Annotated in this window: 13 protein-coding genes; 4 read left to right on the top strand and 9 right to left on the bottom strand. The window is 74.5% G+C overall.

The annotated features are described in order from the left end of the window. Nucleotides 1-12: 12 nt before the first annotated feature. From ML5_RS14895 to ML5_RS14865, 7 genes are all read right to left on the bottom strand, one after another. Entirely contained in the window at nt 13-198 is a 186-nt protein-coding gene (locus ML5_RS14895; protein WP_013288419.1) for a hypothetical protein, read from the bottom strand. 230 nt (nt 199-428) lie between these two features. Further along, complete coding sequence (locus ML5_RS14890; protein ID WP_013475241.1) at nt 429-1682, bottom strand: DEAD/DEAH box helicase; 1254 nt, start codon at nt 1680-1682, stop codon at nt 429-431. A 178-nt stretch (nt 1683-1860) separates the two neighbouring features. Then, nucleotides 1861-2064, bottom strand: coding sequence for a cold-shock protein (locus ML5_RS14885; RefSeq protein WP_013288421.1), 204 nt, complete (start codon nt 2062-2064; stop codon nt 1861-1863). A 204-nt stretch (nt 2065-2268) separates the two neighbouring features. Further along, the gene (locus tag ML5_RS14880) at nt 2269-5673 is read right to left on the bottom strand and encodes an ATP-dependent DNA helicase (protein ID WP_013475240.1); all 3405 of its coding nucleotides are present in this window, start codon (nt 5671-5673) and stop codon (nt 2269-2271) included. Between the two features lie 55 nt (nt 5674-5728). Next, a complete protein-coding gene (locus tag ML5_RS14875) occupies nt 5729-9421 on the bottom strand; it encodes an ATP-dependent DNA helicase (protein WP_049800141.1) in 3693 nt (1230 codons plus the stop codon). A 239-nt stretch (nt 9422-9660) separates the two neighbouring features. Further along, nucleotides 9661-10206: a TIGR00730 family Rossman fold protein gene (locus ML5_RS14870; protein ID WP_013288424.1), complete on the bottom strand. Its 546-nt coding sequence runs from the start codon at nt 10204-10206 to the stop codon at nt 9661-9663. Between the two features lie 3 nt (nt 10207-10209). Next, nucleotides 10210-11073, bottom strand: a complete 864-nt coding sequence (locus ML5_RS14865) for a TIGR00730 family Rossman fold protein (protein WP_013475238.1) — start codon at nt 11071-11073, stop codon at nt 10210-10212. A 173-nt stretch (nt 11074-11246) separates the two neighbouring features. Here ML5_RS14865 and ML5_RS32350 point away from each other — a divergent pair, with 173 nt between their 5' ends. Continuing rightward, complete coding sequence (locus ML5_RS32350; RefSeq protein ID WP_013475237.1) at nt 11247-11408, top strand: hypothetical protein; 162 nt, start codon at nt 11247-11249, stop codon at nt 11406-11408. A 48-nt stretch (nt 11409-11456) separates the two neighbouring features. Here the strand turns inward: ML5_RS32350 and dapE are convergent, their stop codons facing one another. Further along, entirely contained in the window at nt 11457-12530 is a 1074-nt protein-coding gene (gene dapE / locus ML5_RS14860) for a succinyl-diaminopimelate desuccinylase (protein ID WP_030273854.1), read from the bottom strand. A 102-nt stretch (nt 12531-12632) separates the two neighbouring features. Here dapE and dapD point away from each other — a divergent pair, with 102 nt between their 5' ends. Further along, complete coding sequence (gene dapD / locus ML5_RS14855; RefSeq protein WP_013288428.1) at nt 12633-13592, top strand: 2,3,4,5-tetrahydropyridine-2,6-dicarboxylate N-succinyltransferase; 960 nt, start codon at nt 12633-12635, stop codon at nt 13590-13592. A 57-nt stretch (nt 13593-13649) separates the two neighbouring features. Here dapD and ML5_RS14850 read toward each other — a convergent pair whose 3' ends face one another. Continuing rightward, a complete protein-coding gene (locus ML5_RS14850) occupies nt 13650-16991 on the bottom strand; it encodes a S8 family serine peptidase (RefSeq protein ID WP_013475236.1) in 3342 nt (1113 codons plus the stop codon). A gap of 140 nt (nt 16992-17131) precedes the next feature. On the opposite strand from ML5_RS14850, the gene ML5_RS14845 reads away from it, so the two are divergent. Both ML5_RS14845 and ML5_RS14840 read left to right on the top strand, forming a co-directional pair. Continuing rightward, nucleotides 17132-17698 (top strand): sugar O-acetyltransferase, encoded by a 567-nt coding sequence (locus ML5_RS14845; RefSeq protein WP_013288430.1) that lies wholly within the window; start codon nt 17132-17134, stop codon nt 17696-17698. 83 nt (nt 17699-17781) lie between these two features. Beyond that, entirely contained in the window at nt 17782-20367 is a 2586-nt protein-coding gene (locus ML5_RS14840) for a hypothetical protein (RefSeq protein WP_013475235.1), read from the top strand. The last annotated feature ends 6 nt before the right edge of the window (nt 20368-20373 follow it).

Below are 20373 nucleotides of genomic sequence, written 5' to 3'. Positions count from 1 at the left end.
CGCCCTGGGCGGCTACTGAGTGTGCGGGGCGCGCATCCCGGGCGTGAAGCTGCGGGCGGCGCCGCGATCCGGCGAGCCGCCGTCGGACGGCTGCCACGGCCCGAACGCGGCCACCGCGGCGAGCGCCAGGCCGGCCCCCGCCACCGCGAGCACCAGCACCACTTCCCGCGCTCCGCCCGATCCGGCTTCCCCCGCCATGAACCGCTCCCTCCGCGTCCGGCCGACCCCCCGACCGGTCCCCCGCGCAGCAGCATCACCGTCGGGTTCCGGTCGCACAGTCGGGCAGCCGACCGAACATCGACTGATTCCCGACTCAGGAGCGAACTCTCCGCCCGATCGGAAGCGGCCCGCTCGGAAGCGGCCCGCTCGGAAGCGGCCCGCTCGGAAGCGGCCCGCTCGGAAGCGAGCCGGTCAGGCGCAGGCCGCGGTCAGCGGCGGCGCGGGCGCCGGCGAGGACGGGTTCCCGGGGCGGGATGCGCGGCGGCGGGCGCGGTGATGGTCACCGGCACGCCGGACGGCTCCCGGGCGCCGGTGAGCCGGCTCAGCTCGCTGTCGCCGGCGCGTACCCGCGTGGTCTTGGGGTTGATGCCCGCGGTGGTCATCAGCCGGGCGACGTCGCGGCGCTGGTCCGGCAGCACGAGCGTCACCACAGTGCCCGACTCGCCAGCCCGGGCGGTCCGGCCGCCCCGGTGCAGGTAGTCCTTGGCCTCGGTGGGCGGGTCGGCGTTGACGACCAGGTCCAGCCCGTCGACGTGGATGCCCCGGGCCGCCACGTCGGTGGCCACCAGCGCGGTGACCTGGCCGGTGCGGAACTGCTCCAGGATGCGGGTGCGCTGCGGCTGCGACTTGCCACCGTGCAGCGCCGCCGCGCGTACGCCCTTGGCGAGCAACTGGCGGGCCACCCGGTCGGCGCGGTGCTTGGTGGCGATGAAGACGATGGTGCGGCCCTCGCGGGCGGCGATGTGCGCCAGCGCGGCCGGCTTGTCCTCCGCGTCCAGGTGCAGCACGTGGTGCGTCATCGCGGTGACGGTGGCGGTGCCCGGGTCGACGGAGTGCGTCACCGGGTCGGTCAGGAAGCGGCGGACCAGCCGGTCCACGCCGCGGTCCAGCGTGGCCGAGAACAGCATCCGCTGCCCGCCCGGCGCGACCTGCTCCAGCAGCTTCGTCACCTGCGGCAGGAAGCCCATGTCGGCCATCTGGTCCGCCTCGTCCAGCACGGTGATGGCCACCTGGTCCAGCCGGGCGTCCCCGCGGTCGATCAGGTCGTGCAGCCGGCCCGGCGTGGCCACCAGCACCTCGGCGCCGGCACGCAGCGCGGCCGCCTGCCGGGTCAGCGAAAGCCCGCCGACCACTGTGGCGCAGCGCAGGCCGAGCGTGGCGGCGTACGGGGCGAGCGCTTCGGTGACCTGCGCGGCCAGTTCACGGGTGGGTACGAGCACCAGCGCGAGCGGGCGGCCCGGTCGGGCCCGGCGGCCGGCCGTACGGTGCAGCAGCGGCAGCCCGAACGCGAGCGTCTTGCCGGAGCCGGTACGGCCCCGGCCGAGCACGTCGCGGCCGGCCAGCGAGTCCGGGATCGTCGCCGCCTGGATCGGGAACGGCGCGGAGATGCCCTGCGCGGCCAGCTCGGAGACGAGCGCCGGGGCCAGGCCGGTGGCGGCGAACGTGGGCAGGGTCGTGGTCATGCGGAAAGCCTTCCTCGACGCGGCACGTGTCGAGGAAGGGCGCCGGACAGCGGCGCGTCACCGGCGTCGCCGGTGGTCACAAGCACGAACCGAAAGGGACGGGCCGGCCCGGCAGAGGCGGGCCGGCCCGTGCACCACGCCCGAGAGGGCGCGATGGTGGTGCCGGTTGATCCGAAGATCAGAGCGGGCGGATGTTCTCCGCCTGCGGGCCCTTCTGGCCCTGGGTCACCTCGAACTCGACCCGCTGGTTCTCGTCCAGGCTCCGGTAGCCGGAGGTCTGGATCGCCGAGAAGTGGGCGAAGACGTCGGCGCCGCCGTCGTCCGGGGTGATGAAGCCGAAGCCCTTGTCAGCGTTGAACCACTTGACGGTGCCAATTGCCATGTGTTTCGTCTCCTTGACGGAACGGTCGGCCCGCACGTGTTGCGGGCCGGAGAGGAGCACCCCGCGCGTGGAATACGCGGCGTGCCTGTCGCTGCTGGTCGCCCCGCCCGGAGAACTCCGGACACAACAAAGAGCGCCTGGGGCCACAATCCGCCAGGCGCACACAGAGTCTCTGGAAACCAAAACTGCAACCCAGCCAACGTATCACGGATTCGCGCGCTCCGGGAGATCCCCCGGGATTTCCGGCACGGCGGCCACCAAGGCGGCCAGTCCCTCCGCGTCGAGCAGATCGGCCGGGCGGACGGTGGCGGAGTCCCGCACGTAGTGGAACGCGGCGCCGACCCGGTCCACCGGCACCCCGGCCAGTTCCGCCCAGGCCAGCCGGTAGACAGCCAGCTGCACCGCCGCCGCGTCGGCCTCCCGGCCGGCCGGCTGCCGCCCGGTCTTCCAGTCGACCACGTCGTAGCGCCCACCCGGGCGGGCGAACACGGCGTCCATCCGCCCCCTGATCACCACCCCGGCGATGACAGTGGCGAACGGCACCTCCACCTCCACCGGCACCCGGTCGGCCCACTCGCCGGCCAGGAAGCGCTCCTGCAACTCGGCCAGCGCCTCGTCCGGGGCCGCGTCCTCGTCCGCCGCGCCGGGCAGCTCGTCCACGTCGAGCAGCCGGTCGGTGCCGAAGCGCTGCTCCAGCCAGGCGTGGAACGCGGTGCCGCGCCGGGCGTACGGGTTCGGTTCGGTCGGCATCGGGCGGCGCAGCGTACGGGCCAGCGCCTCCGGGTCGCGGCGCAACGCCACGAGCTGGGTCACCGAGAGCTGGCCGGGTAGTTCGACCTCGACCGCCTCGGCCTGCCGGGCCAGCTCCGCCCGCTCGGCGAGCAGGAGATCAGCCTCGCGCCGCCAGCGGGCCACCTCGGCGTCGTCCGCCGCTCCCGTGGTGGCGAGCACTGCCGCCTCGCGACGGGCCGTCTCCGGGTCGGCCAGGTGGCGGCGGACCAGCGCCGCCGCCTCGGTCAGCGCCGGGCGGCGGGTGCCCAGCGGGTCGGCCGGCCACTCGGCCCGCAGCACCGTCTCGGTGGTCGGGTTAACCGCGTCCCCGGCCGGCTCCGGCGTCCACGCGTCCACCACGTGCCCGTCCGCGCCCGCCAGGCAGGCGTCGTGCACCTCCCGCAGGAACACCGACGGGCCGCGGAACCGCTTGGTCCCCTCCCCCCACCAGTAGCCGGAGCAGAGCAGCAGCCGGCGCGGGCGGGTCACCGCCACGTACGCCAGCCGGCGCTCCTCCCGCTCGTCGTGCGCGCGCCAGGCGTCGGTGAAGTCGGTCAGCGCCCGGGCCACGCCGCGCTGGTCCTCCGCCTCCGGCAGGGCCAGCTCGGGCAGCCCGTCCGCGTCGCCGCGCAACGGGAACGGCAACACGCCCAGCCCGCCCAGCCAGTGGTCGGAGTTGCGGACCGGTCCCGGCCAGACGCCCCGGGTCATCCCCGCCACCGCCACCACGTCCCACTCCAGGCCCTTCGCGGCGTGCGCGGTGAGCACCTGCACCGCGCCGGCCACCACCTCGACCTCGCCCGGCGCCAGCCCGCGCTCCTCGTCCTCGGCGGCGGCCAGGTACGCGAGGAAACCGGCCAGCGTGGCGCCGGGCGTCTCGCCGCTGAACCGCGCCGCCACGTCGCCGAGCGCGTCCAGGTGCGCGCGGGCCAGCCCGGCGTCGCCCGCGCCGTCCCGGCCGGCCCGGACCGCCACCTCGACGTCGAGCCCGATGGTCCGCTCGATGTCCGCGATCAGCTCCGGCAGGGACTGGTCCAGCCGGTAGCGCAGCAGCGCCAGCTCCATTCCGTACGAGCGCAGCCGCGCGTAGCCCTCGGCCGAGTACGCCTGCGCCGGCCCCAGGTCCGCCAGCGCCTCCACGAGCGTCGCCTCGTCCAGCGCGTCCACGGTGATCTCCGGGCCCTCGTCACCGGTGAGCTCCCGGCGGCTGCGGGCGATGGCGCGGGCCCGGCGGTGCAGGGCGACCAGATCACGCGGGCCGATCCGCCAGCGCGCGCCGGTGAGCAGCCGCAGCAGCGCCGCCCCGTCGGTCGGGTCGGCGAGCACGCGCAGCGTGCACACCACGTCCCGTACCTCAGGGGTGTCCAGCAGCCCACCCAGGCCGACCACGTCGACCGGCAGTCCGCGGGCACGCAACGCCGCCTCGATCGCCGGGATCTGGCTGCGCAGCCGCACCAGCACCGCAGTGGTCGGGCGGCGGTCGGCGGGGATGTGCTCGGGCAGCGCGCCGGGCATCCCGGCCGCGCCCCGCCAGGCCGCCAGCACGCTGTCCGCGATCCAGTCGGCCTCGTCGGCGTACGTCTCCAGCAGCGCGCAGTGCACGGTGCCGCCGGCCTGCCCGCCCGGCGTGCGGTGCGGGATCGGGTCGCGGACGCTGAGCGCGGCGTGCAGCTCCGGCACCCGCGCGCCGGCCGCCCGCAGCGGCACCGACAGCGTGTTGGCGACGCCGAGGATCTCCGGACGGTTACGCCAGCTCGTGGTCAGGCTGAGCACGTCGGCGGGGCTGCCGTCGGTGCGGGCGAACTCGGCCGGGAACCGGTCGAGCGTGCCGGCGCTGGCCCCGCGCCAGCCGTAGATGGACTGGCAGGGGTCGCCGACCGCGGTGACCGGGTGGCCGCCGCCGAACAGCGCGTTGAGCAGCACCACCTGGGCGTGGCTGGTGTCCTGGTACTCGTCGAGCAGCACCACCCGGAACCGGTCCCGCTCGATCACCCCGACGCCGGGATGGTCGCGGGCCACCCGGGCCGCGCGGGCGAGCTGGTCGGCGAAGTCCATCGCCTCGAAGTCGTCCTTGCGCCGGGCGTACGCGCGCACGAGCGGCAGCAGCTTCAGCCGGGTCCGCTGGAGCTGGAGCGCCTTGCGGACGTCGGCGTAGACCCGGCCCGGCCGGGACTGCACGTCGGCGAAGAACCGGCCGGTCCAGGCGGCCAGCTCGTCCGGGTCGACCAGGTGCTCGTCCAGCTCACCGGCGAGCGCCAGCACGGCGTCGGTGATGGTCGACGGCATCCGGTCCACCTCGGACATGTCGCCGTCGTAGTTGCGCACCAGCAGGTCGACCAACTGCCAGCGGGACGCCTCGGTGAGCAGCCGGGTGGTCGGCTCGTACCCGGCGCGCAACCCGTGCTCGGTGACGATCCGCCCGGCGTACGAGTGGTACGTGGACACGGTCGGCTCGCCCGCCAGCGGGTCGTCGTGCGGATCCCGCCCCTGCCGGCCGAGCCGCCGGATGAGCTGGTCGAGCCGGGTGCGGACCCGGTGCGCCAGCTCACCGGCCGCCTTGCGGGTGAAGGTGAGGCCGAGGATGTGCTCGGGGCGTACGTAGGAGTTGGCGACCAGCCACATCACCCGCGCGGCCATCGTCTCGGTCTTGCCCGAGCCGGCGCCCGCGACCACCAGCAGCGGCTCCACCGGCGCGGCGATGATCGCGGCCTGCTCCCGGGTGGGCGCCGGCAGCCGCAGCAGCCGGGCCAGCTCGACGGGCGTGTAGCGGGGCCCCGCGTCGGCGGTGCGCGGCGCGGGCGTGGCGGAGGCGCCGAACAGCGCCGGCTGAACAGTCATGGTCCAGTCTTTGTTCGCGACTGCGGGGCTCGCAAAACCGGCTCACTCCTCGCGCTCACGGCTGGTTCTCCGGTGGCGGCTCGACCACCTGGCGGCCCTGGCCGGAGACCGGGCAGCTGGTGCGTACCGGGCAGACCCGGCACTTGGAGTTGGCCACTGCGGCGAACGTCGAGGCGGCCATCGTGTCTGCGGTACGGCGCACCAGCGCGGTGGCCCACCCGGCCTCCGGCCCCTCCCCGGCCGCGGCCTGGGTCTGCTCCTTGGCGTCCCGCGCGCCGGTGCCGAGCTGCACCAGCGCGGCCCCGCCCGGTTCCTCGCCGAACTCGGCGAACCCGCCCGCCTCCACCGCTGCCTGGTACGCACCGAGCTGCGGATGCTCGGCCACCTCCCGCTCGGTGACAGCCGTCGACTTGCCGGTCTTCAGGTCGATCACCACGAGCCGCCCCTCGTCGTCGACCTCCAGCCGGTCGACCCGGCCGGTCAGCTCGACCGGGCGGGACGGATCGTCGAGTCGGACCGCGAACTCGTGCTCGATCGCGAGCAGCCGGCGCGGGTTGCCGGCCAGCCAGCGCAGCAGCTTGTCCACCATCGCCTCGGCGCGCTGCCGCTCCGGGCCGGCCATCCACCGGGCGGCCAGCTCGATCGCGTCGAACCGGGCGGCCACGTACTCCAGCAGCGCCTCCCGGTCGACGCTGGCATCCTCGGCCAGCATCGCGGCGGCGTGCACCAGGTTGCCCACGCCCTGCGCGGCGCTGGCCGGGCCGCTGCCGCCGTGCCGTTCCAGCAGCCAGCGCAGGCTGCACCGCAACGCGCTCTCCATCGCCGACGGGGTGACCCGTACCGGCTCGCCCTCGTCGACGAGCGGCCGGTCGTCGGACAGGCCGCGCAGCCCCCACCAGTCGTCCGGGTGCGCGCCGGGCACGCCGGCGGCGGCCAGCCGCGCCAGCTCACCCGCCGCCGCGTGCCGCCGGGTGATCGGCGTCGCCGGGTCGGTGACTGCGGTACGCAGCTCCGCCACCAGCGCGGACAGGGTGAGCCCACGCGGCGGCAGGGTGACCGGGAGCGCCGCGGGCGGCCCGTCCTGCGGATGCTCGTCCCCGTGCGGCACCGGCCCGTCCACGATGCCCCCGCGCGTGGCCGTACGTGTCGGGCCGTTCCCGGTCGGGTTCGGGCCGTTCGGGTTCGGGCCGTTCGGAGCCGGGCCGGTCGGGGCGGTGCCGCCTCCGCCGGTGGCGGGTGGGTCGGCGGCGGCCAGTTCGTGCAGGAAGCGGCTCGGCTGCTCCTCGTGGTCGTCCCCGCCGACCGCGGCGGACGCCACGGCGGTGACCAGCAGCCGCCGCCGCGCCCGGCTGATCGCCACGTGGAACAGCCGCCGCTCCTCGTCCAGCAACGCCGACGTCTGTCCGACCAGGCTGGCCCGCAGCCCGGCGCCGTCGGCGCGACCGGCGAGCACGTCGACGAGCCGCTCCGAGCCGAGCAGGCTGCCGCGCAGGCGCAGGTCCGGCCAGACGCCCTCCTGCACCCCGGCCACCGCGACCAGATCCCACTCCAGACCCTTGGCGGCGTGCGCGGTGAGCAGGCGTACCGCGTCGCCCCGGTCGGCGGCGGCGGCGAGCGTGTCGGCGGGCAGCTCCTGCCCGAGGACGTGGTCGAGGAACACCTCGGTACGCGCGCCGGGCAACCGGTCGGTGAACCGGGCCGCCGCGTCGAAGAGGACGAGTACGGCGTCCAGGTCACGGTCGGCGGCCTCGGCCCGCCAGCGCTGGGCGGTCTCGTGCTCGCCGGTGGCCGCCCGCCCCCGGGTGATCGCCCCGGCCCAGCGTTCGGCCAGCCCGCTCTCCCGCCACACCGCCCAGAGCACGTCCTCGACTGTGGCGCCGGGCCGGCCGGCCGTCTCCCGGGCGGTCGCGAGCAGGTGCGCCACGGCCTGCGCGGGGGCCGCCCAGCGACGCTCGATGGTGGCCAGTTCGGCCGGGTCGCGAAGTGCCTCCACCAGCAGCTCGCCGGAGGGACGGCGGTCGCCGGCGGCCAGCGCCAGCGCCCGCAACCCCTGGCGCAGCCGCCGTTCGGCCAGCGGGTCGGCCCCGCCCAGCGGGGAGTGCAGCAGCGCGACCGCCGCCTCCTCGTCCAGCCGGTCGGGTTCGAGCGCGCAGCGCAGCAGGAGCAGCAGCGGGGCGACCGCCGGCTGGAGGTGCAGCGGCAGGTCCTCGCCGTGCACGACGGTCGGCACACCGGCCGTGTGCAGGGCGCGCCGCAGCGACGGCAGTTGCCGGCCGGTGGAGCGGACCAGCACCGCCATCCGGGACCACGGCACGCCATCGAGCAGGTGCGCCTCGCGCAGGGCGTGCGCCAGCCACGCCGACTCGCTGGTGGCGGACCGGAACGTCAGTACCTCCACCGTTCCGGCGGGCACGCCGGGAAGCGGGTGCAGCCGCCGGTGCCCCGCCGGGCCGCGCAGCCGCCGGGCCAGCCGGGCGGTCGCCGCCAGCAGTTCCGGCCCGGCCCGGTACGAGGTGGTCAGCGTGACCTGCGCCGCCGGAGCACCGGAGGCGGTGCGGAAGCGGTGCGGGAACGTGGTGACGCCCGCCGGGTCGGCGCCGCGGAACGCGTACGTGGACGAGTCCGGGTCGGCGAACGCGACGAGGGACCGGCCGCCTCCGGCCACCACGGCGAGCAGGTCGAGCTGGGCCGGGTCGGTGTCGGCCAGCTCGTCGACGTACACGTGGGTCAGGCGACGACGCTCGGCGGCGAGCAGCTCGGGGTCGTCGAGCAACATGCCGGTGGCGGCGCGCACCAGTTCCGCCGGGTCGTACGCCACCGAGCCCCGGTTGCTCACGTCGCGCAGGGCGAGTACGGCGACGTACTCCCGCAGGAAGCGCGCGGCGGCCGGCCAGTCGGCGCGGCCCAGCTTCTCGCCCAGCCGGGCCAGCTCGACCGGGCCGACGCCGCGCTCCGCGGCACGCATCAGCAGGTCGCGGAGCTGCTGGGCGAACGCCCGGGTACGCAGCGCGGGGCGCAGGTCCTCCGGCCAGCCGACCGGGTCGTCGCCGGGTTCCTCCCCCACCACGTCGAGCAGCTCACGAATGATCAGGTCCTGCTCGGGGCCGGTGAGCAGCCGGGGCGAGGGCTCACCGCGTTCGGCAGCCGCGCGGCGCAGCAGCCCGAAGGCGTACGCCGGGAACGTGCGCACCAGCGGCTCACGGATCACCCGGTGCCCGCCCTCGGCGATGCGCGCCTCGATCCGGTGGCGCAGTTCGGTGGCGCCACGCCGGCCGAAGGTGAGCACGAGGATCCGCTCCGGGTCGACACCCTCGGCCACGCGGGCCGCGACCGCCTCGACGAGCGTCGTCGTCTTGCCGGTGCCAGGGCCGCCCACGACGAGCATCGGCCCGTCGGTGTGCGCGATCACCTCGGCCTGCACCGGGTCCACCGCACGCACACGGCTCAGGCCCTGCCCGGCCCCGGTCTCCCGGGTCTCGTCGCCAGTCCGCGCTTCTTCGCCCCCCGCATCCGGCGTGGTGGCGGGTGAGGCAGCTCCGCGTGTGCCGGTGCCGGGTGTCGCGGGAGTCGTGGCGTCGGCGGGCGGCGTGATGGTCTCCGGGTGTGCGGCATCGCCCGCCGACCCCCCGGATCGCGGCTCCGCATCAGCCGGCCCACCGGGCCGACCCACCCCCTGCCCCGCCCCGGCGTCGTGGGTGACCCCCGCCTCCGCGCCGCCGGGCCGGCGCACCAACCGGTACGCCTGCATCACCGACATCCCACCACGCCGGTACGACACCCGGAAACCGACCGCCGTCCCGTCCGTCACCAGCTCACCTGCCCGCAGCGTGCACCACTGCCCGGCTCTGCCACACACCCCTAGATCAACATCACCTCGGGGAAATGGCCACATCACACACGCCCGGACACCACCACCTCCCCGAAGTGGTGTCGATCAAGCCCGCCGAAACGGTGGTGAACAAGGACGGGCCGACCGGGCGGGCGGGGTCAGGTCAGGCGGGTGTCTATCAGGTCCAGGGCGGCGGGGACGCTGTCTGCGACCAGCAGCAGGTCCAGCGCGGCCGGCTTGAGGAACCGCTGCTCACCGAGCCCGCGGATCCAGTCGAGCAGCGGCCGGTAGAAGCCGTCCACGTCGACGATCACCATCGGCTTGGCGTGCAGGGCCAGGGTGGCTGTGGTCCAGACCTCGAACAGCTCGTCGAGCGTGCCGAGCCCGCCGGGCAGCGCCACGAACGCGTCGGACTTCTCGTCCATCAGCGTCTTGCGGCTGGCCAGGCTGTCGGTGACCAGCAGCTCGTCGGAGTCCAGGTCGGCGACCTCCAGGTCGACCAGGGACTGCGGGATGACGCCGACGGTGCGACCGCCGGCCGCCCGCGCGCCCTGCACCACGGCGCCCATCATCCCGACGCAGCCGCCGCCGCTGACCAGCGTGTGGCCGCGCCGGGCCAGTTCCTCACCGGTCTCGGTGGCGAGCGCCAGCCAGCGGGCGTCGAGGGTACGGGAGGACGCGCAGAAGACACAGACGTTGGCCACGGGTCAGCTCCGTCCCGCCGGGCCCTCGGGGGCGGCCTCGGCGGCCGCGCGCTGGTCGGCGGCCACCCGGGCGACCGCCTCCTCGCGGACGGCTTCCTGCTCGGCGGAGAGCACGGCCTCGGCCTCCACGATGTGCCGGACCGCCTCGTTGACGTCGTCGGTGAGGCGGATCAGGTCGAGGTCGGCCGGGCCGATCTTGCCCTCGGTGGCCATGGTGCCGCGCAGCCAGTCGAGCAGGCCCTGCCAGTAGTCGGTGCCCATCAGCACGACCGGGAAGCGGGTCACCTTGCCGGTCTGCACCAGGGTGAGTGCCTCGAACAGCTCGTCCAGGGTGCCGAAGCCGCCGGGCAGCACCACGAACGCCTGGGCGTACTTGACGAACATGGTCTTGCGGGCGAAGAAGTAGCGGAAGTCGATGGCCAGGTCGACCCAGTCGTTGAGGCCCTGTTCGAACGGCAGCTCGATGCCGAGCCCGACGGAGAGGCCACCGGCCTCACCGGCGCCCCGGTTGGCGGCCTCCATCACGCCGGGACCGCCGCCGGTGATCACCGCGTACCCGGCCCGGGCCAGCGCGCCGCCCAGTTCCTCGGCCATCCGGCACTCGGGGCTGTCCGGCTTGCTGCGGGCGGAGCCGAACACGCTCACCGCCGGGGGCAGGTCGGCGAGGGTGTCGAAGCCCTCGACGAACTCGGACAGGATCCGCAGCGCGCGCCAGGCGTCCTTGGTCTTCCAGTCGCTGCGTCCCCGGGAGTCGAGCAGCCGCTGGTCGGCCGTACTCGTCGGAATCGCCCGGTTGCGCAGCGTCACCGCGCCGCGGTGCCGTTCTCCCCGGTGCCGCTCCCCCCGCTGGCCGCGCCCGGCCGACATTCCGCTGCTCTCGCCCATGGGGTCACCGTAGTAGAGCGGCTCCGGCGGGGCGCGCAGGCCCGGGAGCCGAAGAAATCTTTGGGATCCGGGCAACTAATTCGGTCGCACGTACGTCTTACTATTCACATACCCGGTATACCCCGGGCGACGCGCCTTCGGGGGAGGAGCCAGCGTTGATCAGTAACAGCGAGATGATCCGGATCCGCCGTCAGATGCAGCGGCGGATCCGTGACGTGGTGGCCGAGCGCCGCCGCGCCCGGATGATGGAGACCCACCGGTCCGACCTGACCGGCGAGACCGGCGAGGCGGAAGCACCCCTGGCGACGACCGTCTGACGGTCCCGGGGTCCGCGAGGCGGGCGCGGACCCCGGGATCGCAGCGCGTCAGGCCGGGGCCAGCCAGCGGTGCAGCGTCGCCGCGCCGTCCCGGATCTTGGTCAGTTCGACGTGCTCGTCCTTGTGGTGCGCCAGGTTCGGGTCGCCGGGGCCGAAGTTCAGCGCCGGAATGCCCATGGCCGCGAACCGCGCCACGTCCGTCCAGCCCAGCTTGCCGATCGGCGCCGCACCGACCGCCGCCAGGAACTCCTGCGCCGCCGGGCTCTCCAGTCCGGGCGGCGCACCGGCCGCCGCGTCGGTGACCTCCAGCTCGAAGCCGGCGAAGACCTCGCGCAGGTGCGCCTCGGCGCCCGCCGGGTCGCGGTCCGGGGCGTACCGGTAGTTGATCTCGATCTCGCAGCGGTCCGGGATGACGTTGCCGGCCACCCCGCCGGTGATCCGCACCGCGTTGAGACCCTCGCGGTAGTCGCAGCCCTCGATCGTCACCCGGCGGGCCTCGTACGTGGTCAGCCGCCGCAGCACCTCGCTCGCGCCGTGGATGGCGTTGACGCCGTGCCAGGAGCGCGCCGCGTGGGCCCGCTCGCCGTGCGTGGTGACCACCGCCCGCATGGTGCCCTGGCAGCCCGCCTCGACGATCCCGTACGTCGGCTCCAGCAGCACCGCGAAGTCGGCCTCCAGCCACTCGGGGTGGCTCTGCGCGACCAGGGTGAGGCCGTTGTACTTCGACTCGATCTCCTCCGCCTCGTAGAAGAAGTACGTGACGTCGTAGCGCGGGTCGGGCAGCGTCACCGCCAGGTGCAGCGCGAAGGCGACCCCGGACTTCATGTCGGAGGTGCCGCAGCCGTACATCAGGTCGCCACGCATGGTCGAGGGGAAGTTGCCGTTGAGCGGAACGGTGTCCAGATGGCCGGCGAGCACCACGCGCTGCGCCCGACCCAGGTCGGTCCGGGCCATGACGGTGTTCGAGTGCCGGTAGGTGGTCAGGTGCGGCACACCGCGCAGCACCTCCTCGACGCAGTCGGCGATGGCCTTCTCGTTGAGGGATACCGACTCGATGTCGACCAGGGCGCGGGTCAGCGCCACCGGATCGGCCAGGACCTCGGGGGTCAACGGGTTCTGCATGTCTCGCACGGTACCGTCATCCTCGGTGGGCGCGAGGGACACGTGCCGCGCCCCCGGCCGCGAGCAGCGGCGGACGCCGCCGCCGGAACGAGAGGTGACACAGTGACGTCCGCACCATCCGCCTGGGGCATCGGCCTGGCCACCGTCACCGCGCAGGACCAGGTGCTCGACACCTGGTACCCGACCGGCAAGCTGGGTCTGGGCGAGCTGCCTCTGGTGCCCGGCGAGGACCGGGCCGACGTGCTCGACCTGCCTCCGGGCGCGATCGGGGAGCGGGCGCTGCCCGGGTTGCGCACTGTCGAGGTGACCACTGTGATCGGCTCGCTGGACGACCCGATCAAGGACGCCGCCGACGCGTACCTGCGGTTGCACCTGCTCTCCCACCGCCTGGTGCGGCCAAACGAGCTGAACCTCGACGGCATCTTCGGCAAGCTGGCGAACGTGGCCTGGACGTCGGCCGGGCCGTGCCCGCCGGAGCGGGTGGACGAGCTGCGTGTCATCGAGCGGGCCGCCGGCCGCCACCTGTCCGTGTACGGGGTGGACAAGTTCCCCCGGATGACCGACTACGTGGTGCCGTCGGGGGTGCGGATCGCGGACGCGGACCGGGTCCGGCTGGGCGCGTACCTGTCGTCCGGCACCACCGTGATGCACGAGGGCTTCGTCAACTTCAACGCCGGCACGCTCGGCACCTCGATGGTCGAGGGCCGCATCGTGCAGGGTGTGGTTGTCGGCGACGGTTCCGACATCGGCGGCGGCGCCTCGATCATGGGCACGCTCTCCGGCGGCGGGACCGAGAAGGTGCGCATCGGTGAGCGGAGCCTGGTCGGCGCGAACGCCGGTGTCGGCATCACGCTCGGCGACGACTGCGTGGTGGAGGCGGGCTGCTACATCACCGCCGCCTCGAAGATCACCCTGCCGGACGGCCGGACGGTCAAGGCCCGCGAGCTGTCCGGCGTCGACGGGCTGCTGTTCTGGCGCAACTCGGTGACCGGCGCGCTGGAGGCGAAGCCCCGCACCGGCCAGGGCATCGCGCTCAACGCCGCGCTGCACGCCAACGACTGAGCCGTACCCCCGTCCGGGTCCGCGACGGCGACCGCCGCGCGGACCCGGACGGCCGGCTCACCGCAGGCGGTACGCCTGGATGATCCGCTGGGTCACGGTGTTTCCGGCGTCGTCACGGGCGGTGGCCCGCAGCGACGCGTACCCCGGGCCGGCCGGGTGCCGGACGGTGGCCGTCCACGCCCCGCCCTGCTTCTTCAGCGCCGCCTTCTGCCAGGTCTTGCCACCGTCGTAGGAGACGTCGACGGTGAGCGCCACGACCCGGCCGGACGGCGCGCCGGGCTGACGCTGCACCGTCACCGGCACGGTGAACGTCCGGCCCGCCGGGGCCGAGCTGTCCGCCGCCAGCGGCGGGGTGAACCGGACCGCCATGGCCGGCAGCCGGGCCGGCACGTCGCCCGGTACCCGCTTGGAGCGGAACGTCCAGCTCGCCGTGACCTCGGTGCTCAGGTCGGTGAAGCCGCGCGTCGCACTGGTCTCCAGCCGGTAGTTCGCCGTTCCCGGCGGCACTGTGAACTCGCCGTAACCCGGGTAGGGCGACTCGTCGACCAGCTTGCCGTTGCGGTAGAGCCGGGTGTGCTCGGTGTCGTTGAGCGAGCCGCCCGGGTGCCCGGCCGCGTCGCTGTGCACCGGCAGCGAGACGATGACGGTGTCGCCGGTACGCGTGATGCCCTGCTCCGGCCACTGCGGCTGCGGGAACGACGGGCCGAACGGGGCCTTGTTCCACTCGTCGCGGTAGCTGTGCCCGGCCCGGTAGCGGGTCGGCACTCGTTCCAGCGCCGCCCGCGGCTCCAGCCAGCCCTCCTCGGCCCGCTCACCGAAGGCCAGCTCGGCGCTCCAGCGGGTCCGGGTGACGCTGAGGTGGTCGATCCGCTTGCCCGGCACCTGGACGGACAGGACGATCGCCGAGCCGCCCATGTTGTAGTCGCGCTCCGCGTAGACGACCAGTTCGTTGTCCATCCCGGCGTAGCCGGCGGCGAACCGGTTCGTGACGGTGGCCAGGTCGGCCGGCCGGTAGTGCCGGACGAAGCCGGTCGGGAACCGGCCCGGGAACAGGTCGTTCAGGCCGTAGAAGTACGGGCTGCGCTCGGGCGCTGTCGGCTCGACCCACTGGCTGGCGAGCGCGCCGACGAAGACCTTGTCGGAGACGGTACGGCCGATCTGGGCCGAGTAGAGGCCCTCGAACCTGTCGGTCCACAGCCCGAAGCTGTTGTAGTAGTCGCCGAATCCCCAGGCCGCTGTGAGGTCGATCAGCAGTGGCGCCGCGCCGCGCTGCGGCACCGTGGTGCGGATCGGCTTCGCCCGCCGGGCGTCCAGCGCGAGCCGCTGGTTCCCGGCCACCACCAGTTCCGGCTGGGCGAGGAAGGAGACCTCCGACCAGCCCTGGTCACCGTCGACGAAGATCAGGCTCTGTACGCCGTACCGGCCCTTCGGCACCCGGATCCGGGTCTCGCCGCCGGCGCCGTAGACGTCCCGGTAGGTGCCGTCGTCGAGTCCGAGCAGGACGGTGTAGTAGCCGTCGGTCAGGGCGCCGGAGCGGTTGCGGTGGGTCACGGTCAGGTCGTAGCTCTCCACCTCGCGGTCGACAGCGAGCGGGGTCACCACCGCCGCGTCGCCGGCGCGGGCGAGCAGGCGGCCGGTCCAGTAGCCGTCGGCGCCGCCGAGCCGGGTGTCGATCACCACTGTCACCTGGGCGCTGCCGCCCGCCGGAACGGTGAGCCGCGAGGTGCTGAGGGTGAGCATGCCGGCCGGCGCGGTCCGCCCGCCCGGTCCGGTGAACTCGGTGCTCAGATCGAGCGTGAGCGGGGCGGTCCCGCCGTTGCGGTAGGTGACGGTCCGGCTGACCGGCTGGTCGTCGGTGTGCGGCCAGGCCGCCACGCCGAACGAGACGGACGCCGGTTCGCTCGTCACCTGCTGGGTGATCGCGCGGGCGACGTCGACCCGGCCCGCACCCTGCTGGAACGCGGTCTGCTCCGGGTGCGGCTTCGCCGAGGCCATCAGCGTCGCCTTGTAGCGCTCGGGCGTCCAGCCGGGGTGCTGCTGGGCGAGCAGCGCGACCGCGCCGGCCACGTGCGGGGCGGCCATCGACGTGCCGGACAGCGAGGCGTACCGGTCCCCCACCGGGTCGCCGATCTGGCCGTGCGCGGCCCGCGCGGCCACGATCTCCACACCCGGCGCGGTGATGTCCGGCTTGATCGCCCCGTCGCCGACCCGGGGCCCGCGGCTGGAGAAGTCGGCGAGCACGTCGTCCCGGTCCACAGCGCCGACCGCGAGCGCGGCGTCGGCGGTGGCCGGCGAGCCGACCGAACCGTCGGCGCCGTCGTTGCCGGCGGAGATCACGAACAGCGTCCCGTGCTGCTCGGTGAGCGTACCGACCGCCTCCTCCAGCGGGTCCACCTCCGGGGTGTCACCGCCGCTGAGGCTCATGTTGACCACAGTGGCGTGCTGCTCGGCCGCGGCCCACTGCATGCCGGCCAGGATGGCCGACTCGGTGCAGCCGTAGACCTCACAGACCTTCCCGGACAGCAGCGTGGCGTCCGGCGCCACGCCCCGGTACTTCCCGCCCGAGGCGGCGCCGCTGCCCGCGATGGTGGAGGCCACGTGCGTGCCGTGCCCGACGATGTCGTCCGGGTCCGCCTCCTCGGTGAAGTTGCGCGACTCGGCGACCTTGCCGGCCAGGTCCGGGTGGCTGAGGTCGACGCCGGTGTCGAGCACCGCGACCCGCACGCCCTTACCGGTCCAGCCGGCGGCCCAGGCGGTCGGCGCGCCGATCTGCGGCACGCTGTGGTCGAGAGTCAGCCGCCGCCGGCCGTCGAGCCAGATCCGGTCGACACCCCCCGCCGCGTCGAGCCGGGCGCCGGAGCGGTCGGCGCTCACCGCCTTCCAGAGCGCGCCGGTGTCGCCCTTGTCGGCGACGACGGCCGCGCCGGCGATCGCCGGCAGGTCGCGGGTCACCCGCGCGCCGGCGAGCGGGGCCGCCGTCCGCCGGGCCACCCCCGGCCGGTACGTCACGAGCAGCGGTACGCTGCCGCGCCGCGCGTCGTCGTACCCGGCCTCGATCAGCCCGCTCACGTCGAACAGGCGCCGGTCGAGCTTGCCGGCGCGGACCAGCGGGAGCGCGTCCTGCGGCATCACGGTGAGCCGGTCGCGCTCCCGCCCGACCAGGAACTGGATGCCGGCGCGGCCGGCGCCGGGGCGTACCGCGGCACGGCCGCCCGAGGCGACTGTGACCCGGTCGCCGGTGATCAGGGTGACGGTGACCGGGCCGGCGCCGGGCTGGGCGGACGGGCCGGCAGGGGCGGACGGGCCGGTCGGCGCGGCGGCCAGCGCGGGCACCGGCAGGCCGAGCGCCAGCGCCAGGCCGAGGCCGAGCGCCGTCATCTTTCTGCGGTTCCGGAGCAACCTTCCTCCTTCGTCGGACGTTTCATCGATGAGAGACACATCGACGCGGGTATCAGGATTGCATACCGCGTATGCATCGGGAAGTCGCCGATCCGACGGAACCGCCGACCCGGTCCCGGGCGGGCCGGGACGATCGAGCAATGACCTCCATGAAGGACCGGATGCTGGCCGGCGAGCAGTACATCGCCGACGACCCCGCGATCATCGCCGATCTGGAGCGCGCGGCCCGGCTCGGCGAACGCTTCAACCGCAGCTCCGCCGACGACCCGGCGGGCCGCCTCGCCGCGCTGCGCGAACTGCTCGGCTCACTCGGCGACGACGCCTGGGTCCGGCCGCCGCTGTACTGCGACTACGGCTTCCAGACGCACATCGGCCCGCGCACCTTCGTCAACTTCAACGCGGTCCTCCTCGACGTCGCCCGCATCACCATCGGCGCGGACGTCCAGATCGGACCGAACGTGCAGCTGCTCACCGCCACCCACCCGGTGGAGCCGGAAGCGCGCCGGGCCAAGTGGGAGTCGGCCCAGCCCATCACCATCGGTGACAACGTCTGGCTCGGCGGGGGCGTGATCGTGCTGGCCGGGGTGACCATCGGCGAGAACACGGTGGTCGGCGCCGGCGCGGTGGTCACCCGCGACCTACCGGCCAACGTGGTGGCGGTGGGTAACCCCGCTCGCCCGATCAGGAACCTGGGTCAACCGTCCTGAGCTGCGGGAACAACCGTTCCAGCGGATGCGGATTCCCGTCCGGTCACGCACTCTGGGTAGTAGTGCGTTTACCGGGAGGCACAATGGAACGGGTCCTCGAACTGCGGGTGCACGGGGTCTCCAACACCCCGCCGGATCAGCTGCTCGGCCTGACCGCCGGTGTCAACGGTGACGGTGCGCAACCAACACTGGTCGCCGGCGGTCAGACCACCGGCTTCTACCGGTCCAGCACCGCCGGCCGGGACGACCCGATCACGGTCGAGGCGTACAGCTGGGGGCAGTTGACCTCCGGCGCGCGGACCCGGCGGGACGTGGAACGGGCGCTGTGGACGCTGATGCTCCCTTTCGCGCTGGCGAACGTCGCGCTGCACGCCCGCGCCGGCATCCCGCCCGACCCGGACCAGGAACGCTGGGCCAGCCGGTCCGGCATCACCGCCTGGTTGATCCGCCTGTTCTGCCTGAGCCTGACCTGCACGCTCGTCGTCACAGTGACCGGCGTCGGAGTGGACCTGGTCGGCTGGCAGTGCGTGGACGCGGCCTGCCTCGGCCGGCTCCCCGGCCCGTGGGAGTTCCTCGGCGACTCCTGGTGGCGCGAGGGCACCCGGGCGCTCGCGCTGGGGCTGCTGCTGCCGCTGCTCGTGCTGGCCGCGATCGGGCTCGTCGCCTTCCGCACCTACCAGTACGAGGCGCAGATGCCCGCCGACCCGCACCACCACGCGCCGGCCCGGGAGAATGGTGAGCCGGTCGAACGACCGAACCCGCGCGAGCCCCCGCAGAACCCGCTCCAGGACCCGACGTTCTGGAACGGGGAAGGGCAACTGCGCCGGGCCGCCGTGCTGCACCTGTGCACCGGCGCCGTCAGCGCCGCAGCCGTACCGGTCGCCGCGGTGCTGATCATGGATCCGCCGCGCGGCGTACGGGCCGCCGTCGCCTGGCCCACTGTGGCGCTGCTCGCCGCCGTGGTGGTGATCGCCGTGGTAGCGGTCGCCCGGCCCTGGCTGAGCCGACGGCAGGGCGCCACGCCGCTCGGCCGGTGGAGCGCGGCGGTCGCGACGCTCACCGCGCTCGGACTGGTCGGGGCGTTCGTCCTGCTGCTGCTCCCCGACGGGGCGGCCGGGCAGCCGCTGTCGGCGTACCGGCCGCCGGACGGGTGCGCGGCGCAACCGGACACCGCCGGCTGTCGCGCCGACCGGTCACTGCCCGGGTACGACACCGCGATCGCCTGGCTCGTCGCGTACCAGGTGCTGTTGCTGCTCGCCATCGCCGCGGCGAACCGCTCCGGCCGCCGGGCGCTGATCGGACCCGCCACCGGGATGCTGCTGCTGCCGCTCGGCGCGGCCTGGATCGAACGCGGCCTGCCCGTGCTGCCCGCCGCACCGGACGAGCTGCACACCTGGATGCTCGTCGGCCCGGCCGTCGCGCTGGCCGCCGCCGGACTGTTCCTGCCACGTCTGCGGCCGGCGGTGCCGACCCAGCCGCTCGGCGCGTACACCGATCTCGCCTGGCACGGCTGCGCCCCGGCGGTCATCGCCGGGTTCGGCTGGATGATGGCGGTGGCGTACTGCGCCGGGCTGCTCTACTGGGTCAGCGACCGGCTCGACGCGTCCGCCGAGCCGAGCGGCCCGAGCCGGGTCGTGCCGCCACTGGCCGTCTTCTGGGCCGGGCTGGCCTGCGCAATCGGCCTGGCCGCGCTGATCGCGCTGCTCATCCGGGCCGTCGTCCTGCTGCACCGGCTGCGCCGGGTCGAGTACGCCGGGCTGGCCGCCACGCCCGGGCTGTCCGCACACGACCTGCGGCGCTGCCGCGACGTCAGCACCTACCGGGCACTGCACCGGCTGGTCGGCGAGCACGCCGTGCGGCTCGTGGGCTGCTACGCCGCGTTCTGCGCGATCCTGGTCACCCTCTGCTGCGCCGCCGCGCTGTCCGGCGAACGGCCCAGCCCGCTGTCCCCGTCCGGCTGGCAGACCGCCATCCACTGGACCGCCGAGCGCGGCGACACGCTCCTCGGCTGGCTGCCGGTGGTGATGGCGGCGCTCGGGCTGCTCGTCTACCGCACCGACTCGGTACGCCGCTCGGTCGGCGTGATCTGGGACGTGTGCACGTTCTGGCCCCGGGCCGCGCATCCGCTCGCGCCGCCCAGCTACGCCGAACGCGCCGTACCGGAACTCCAGACCCGGGTGGCGGGGCTGCTGGCGCTGGCGCCGCACCACGGCGACCGGATGGACGGCGTCATCCTCTCCGGGCACAGCCAGGGCACCGTCATCTGCGCCGCGGTGCTGCTGCAACTGCCCCGCCGGTGGCGGCGACGGACCTGGTTCTTCTCCTACGGCTGTCAGCTCACCCGGCTCTACGGGCGGGTCTTCCCGTCCTACTTCGGGCCGGAACGGCTGCGGGCGCTGGCCGGCGCGCTCACCTGGCCCGGCGGGCACGTGGCCTGGACGAACTTCTGGCGGGACACCGACCCGCTGGGCTGGCAGGTCAGCGCCGGTCAGCGGGACGTGCCGGTGGCCGACCCGGAGGCGCTGCACCCGTCCGGGGGCGAGGTGGCCGACCCGCCCATCCGCAGCCACAGCGGCTACCCGGAGGCGGTGGAGTTCACCCGCGAGCGGGCGGTGGTGTCCCGGCTGCTGCGCCGCACCGTGCCGTCACCCCGGCAGCGGACCGGCTGACCTCGC

The sequence above is a fragment of the Micromonospora sp. L5 genome (genome assembly GCF_000177655.2).
GTDB classification, from domain to species: Bacteria; Actinomycetota; Actinomycetes; order Mycobacteriales; family Micromonosporaceae; genus Micromonospora; species Micromonospora aurantiaca.
The sequence above is the reverse complement of the archived record's forward strand: the minus strand, read 5'-3'. Positions and strand labels throughout refer to the sequence as shown.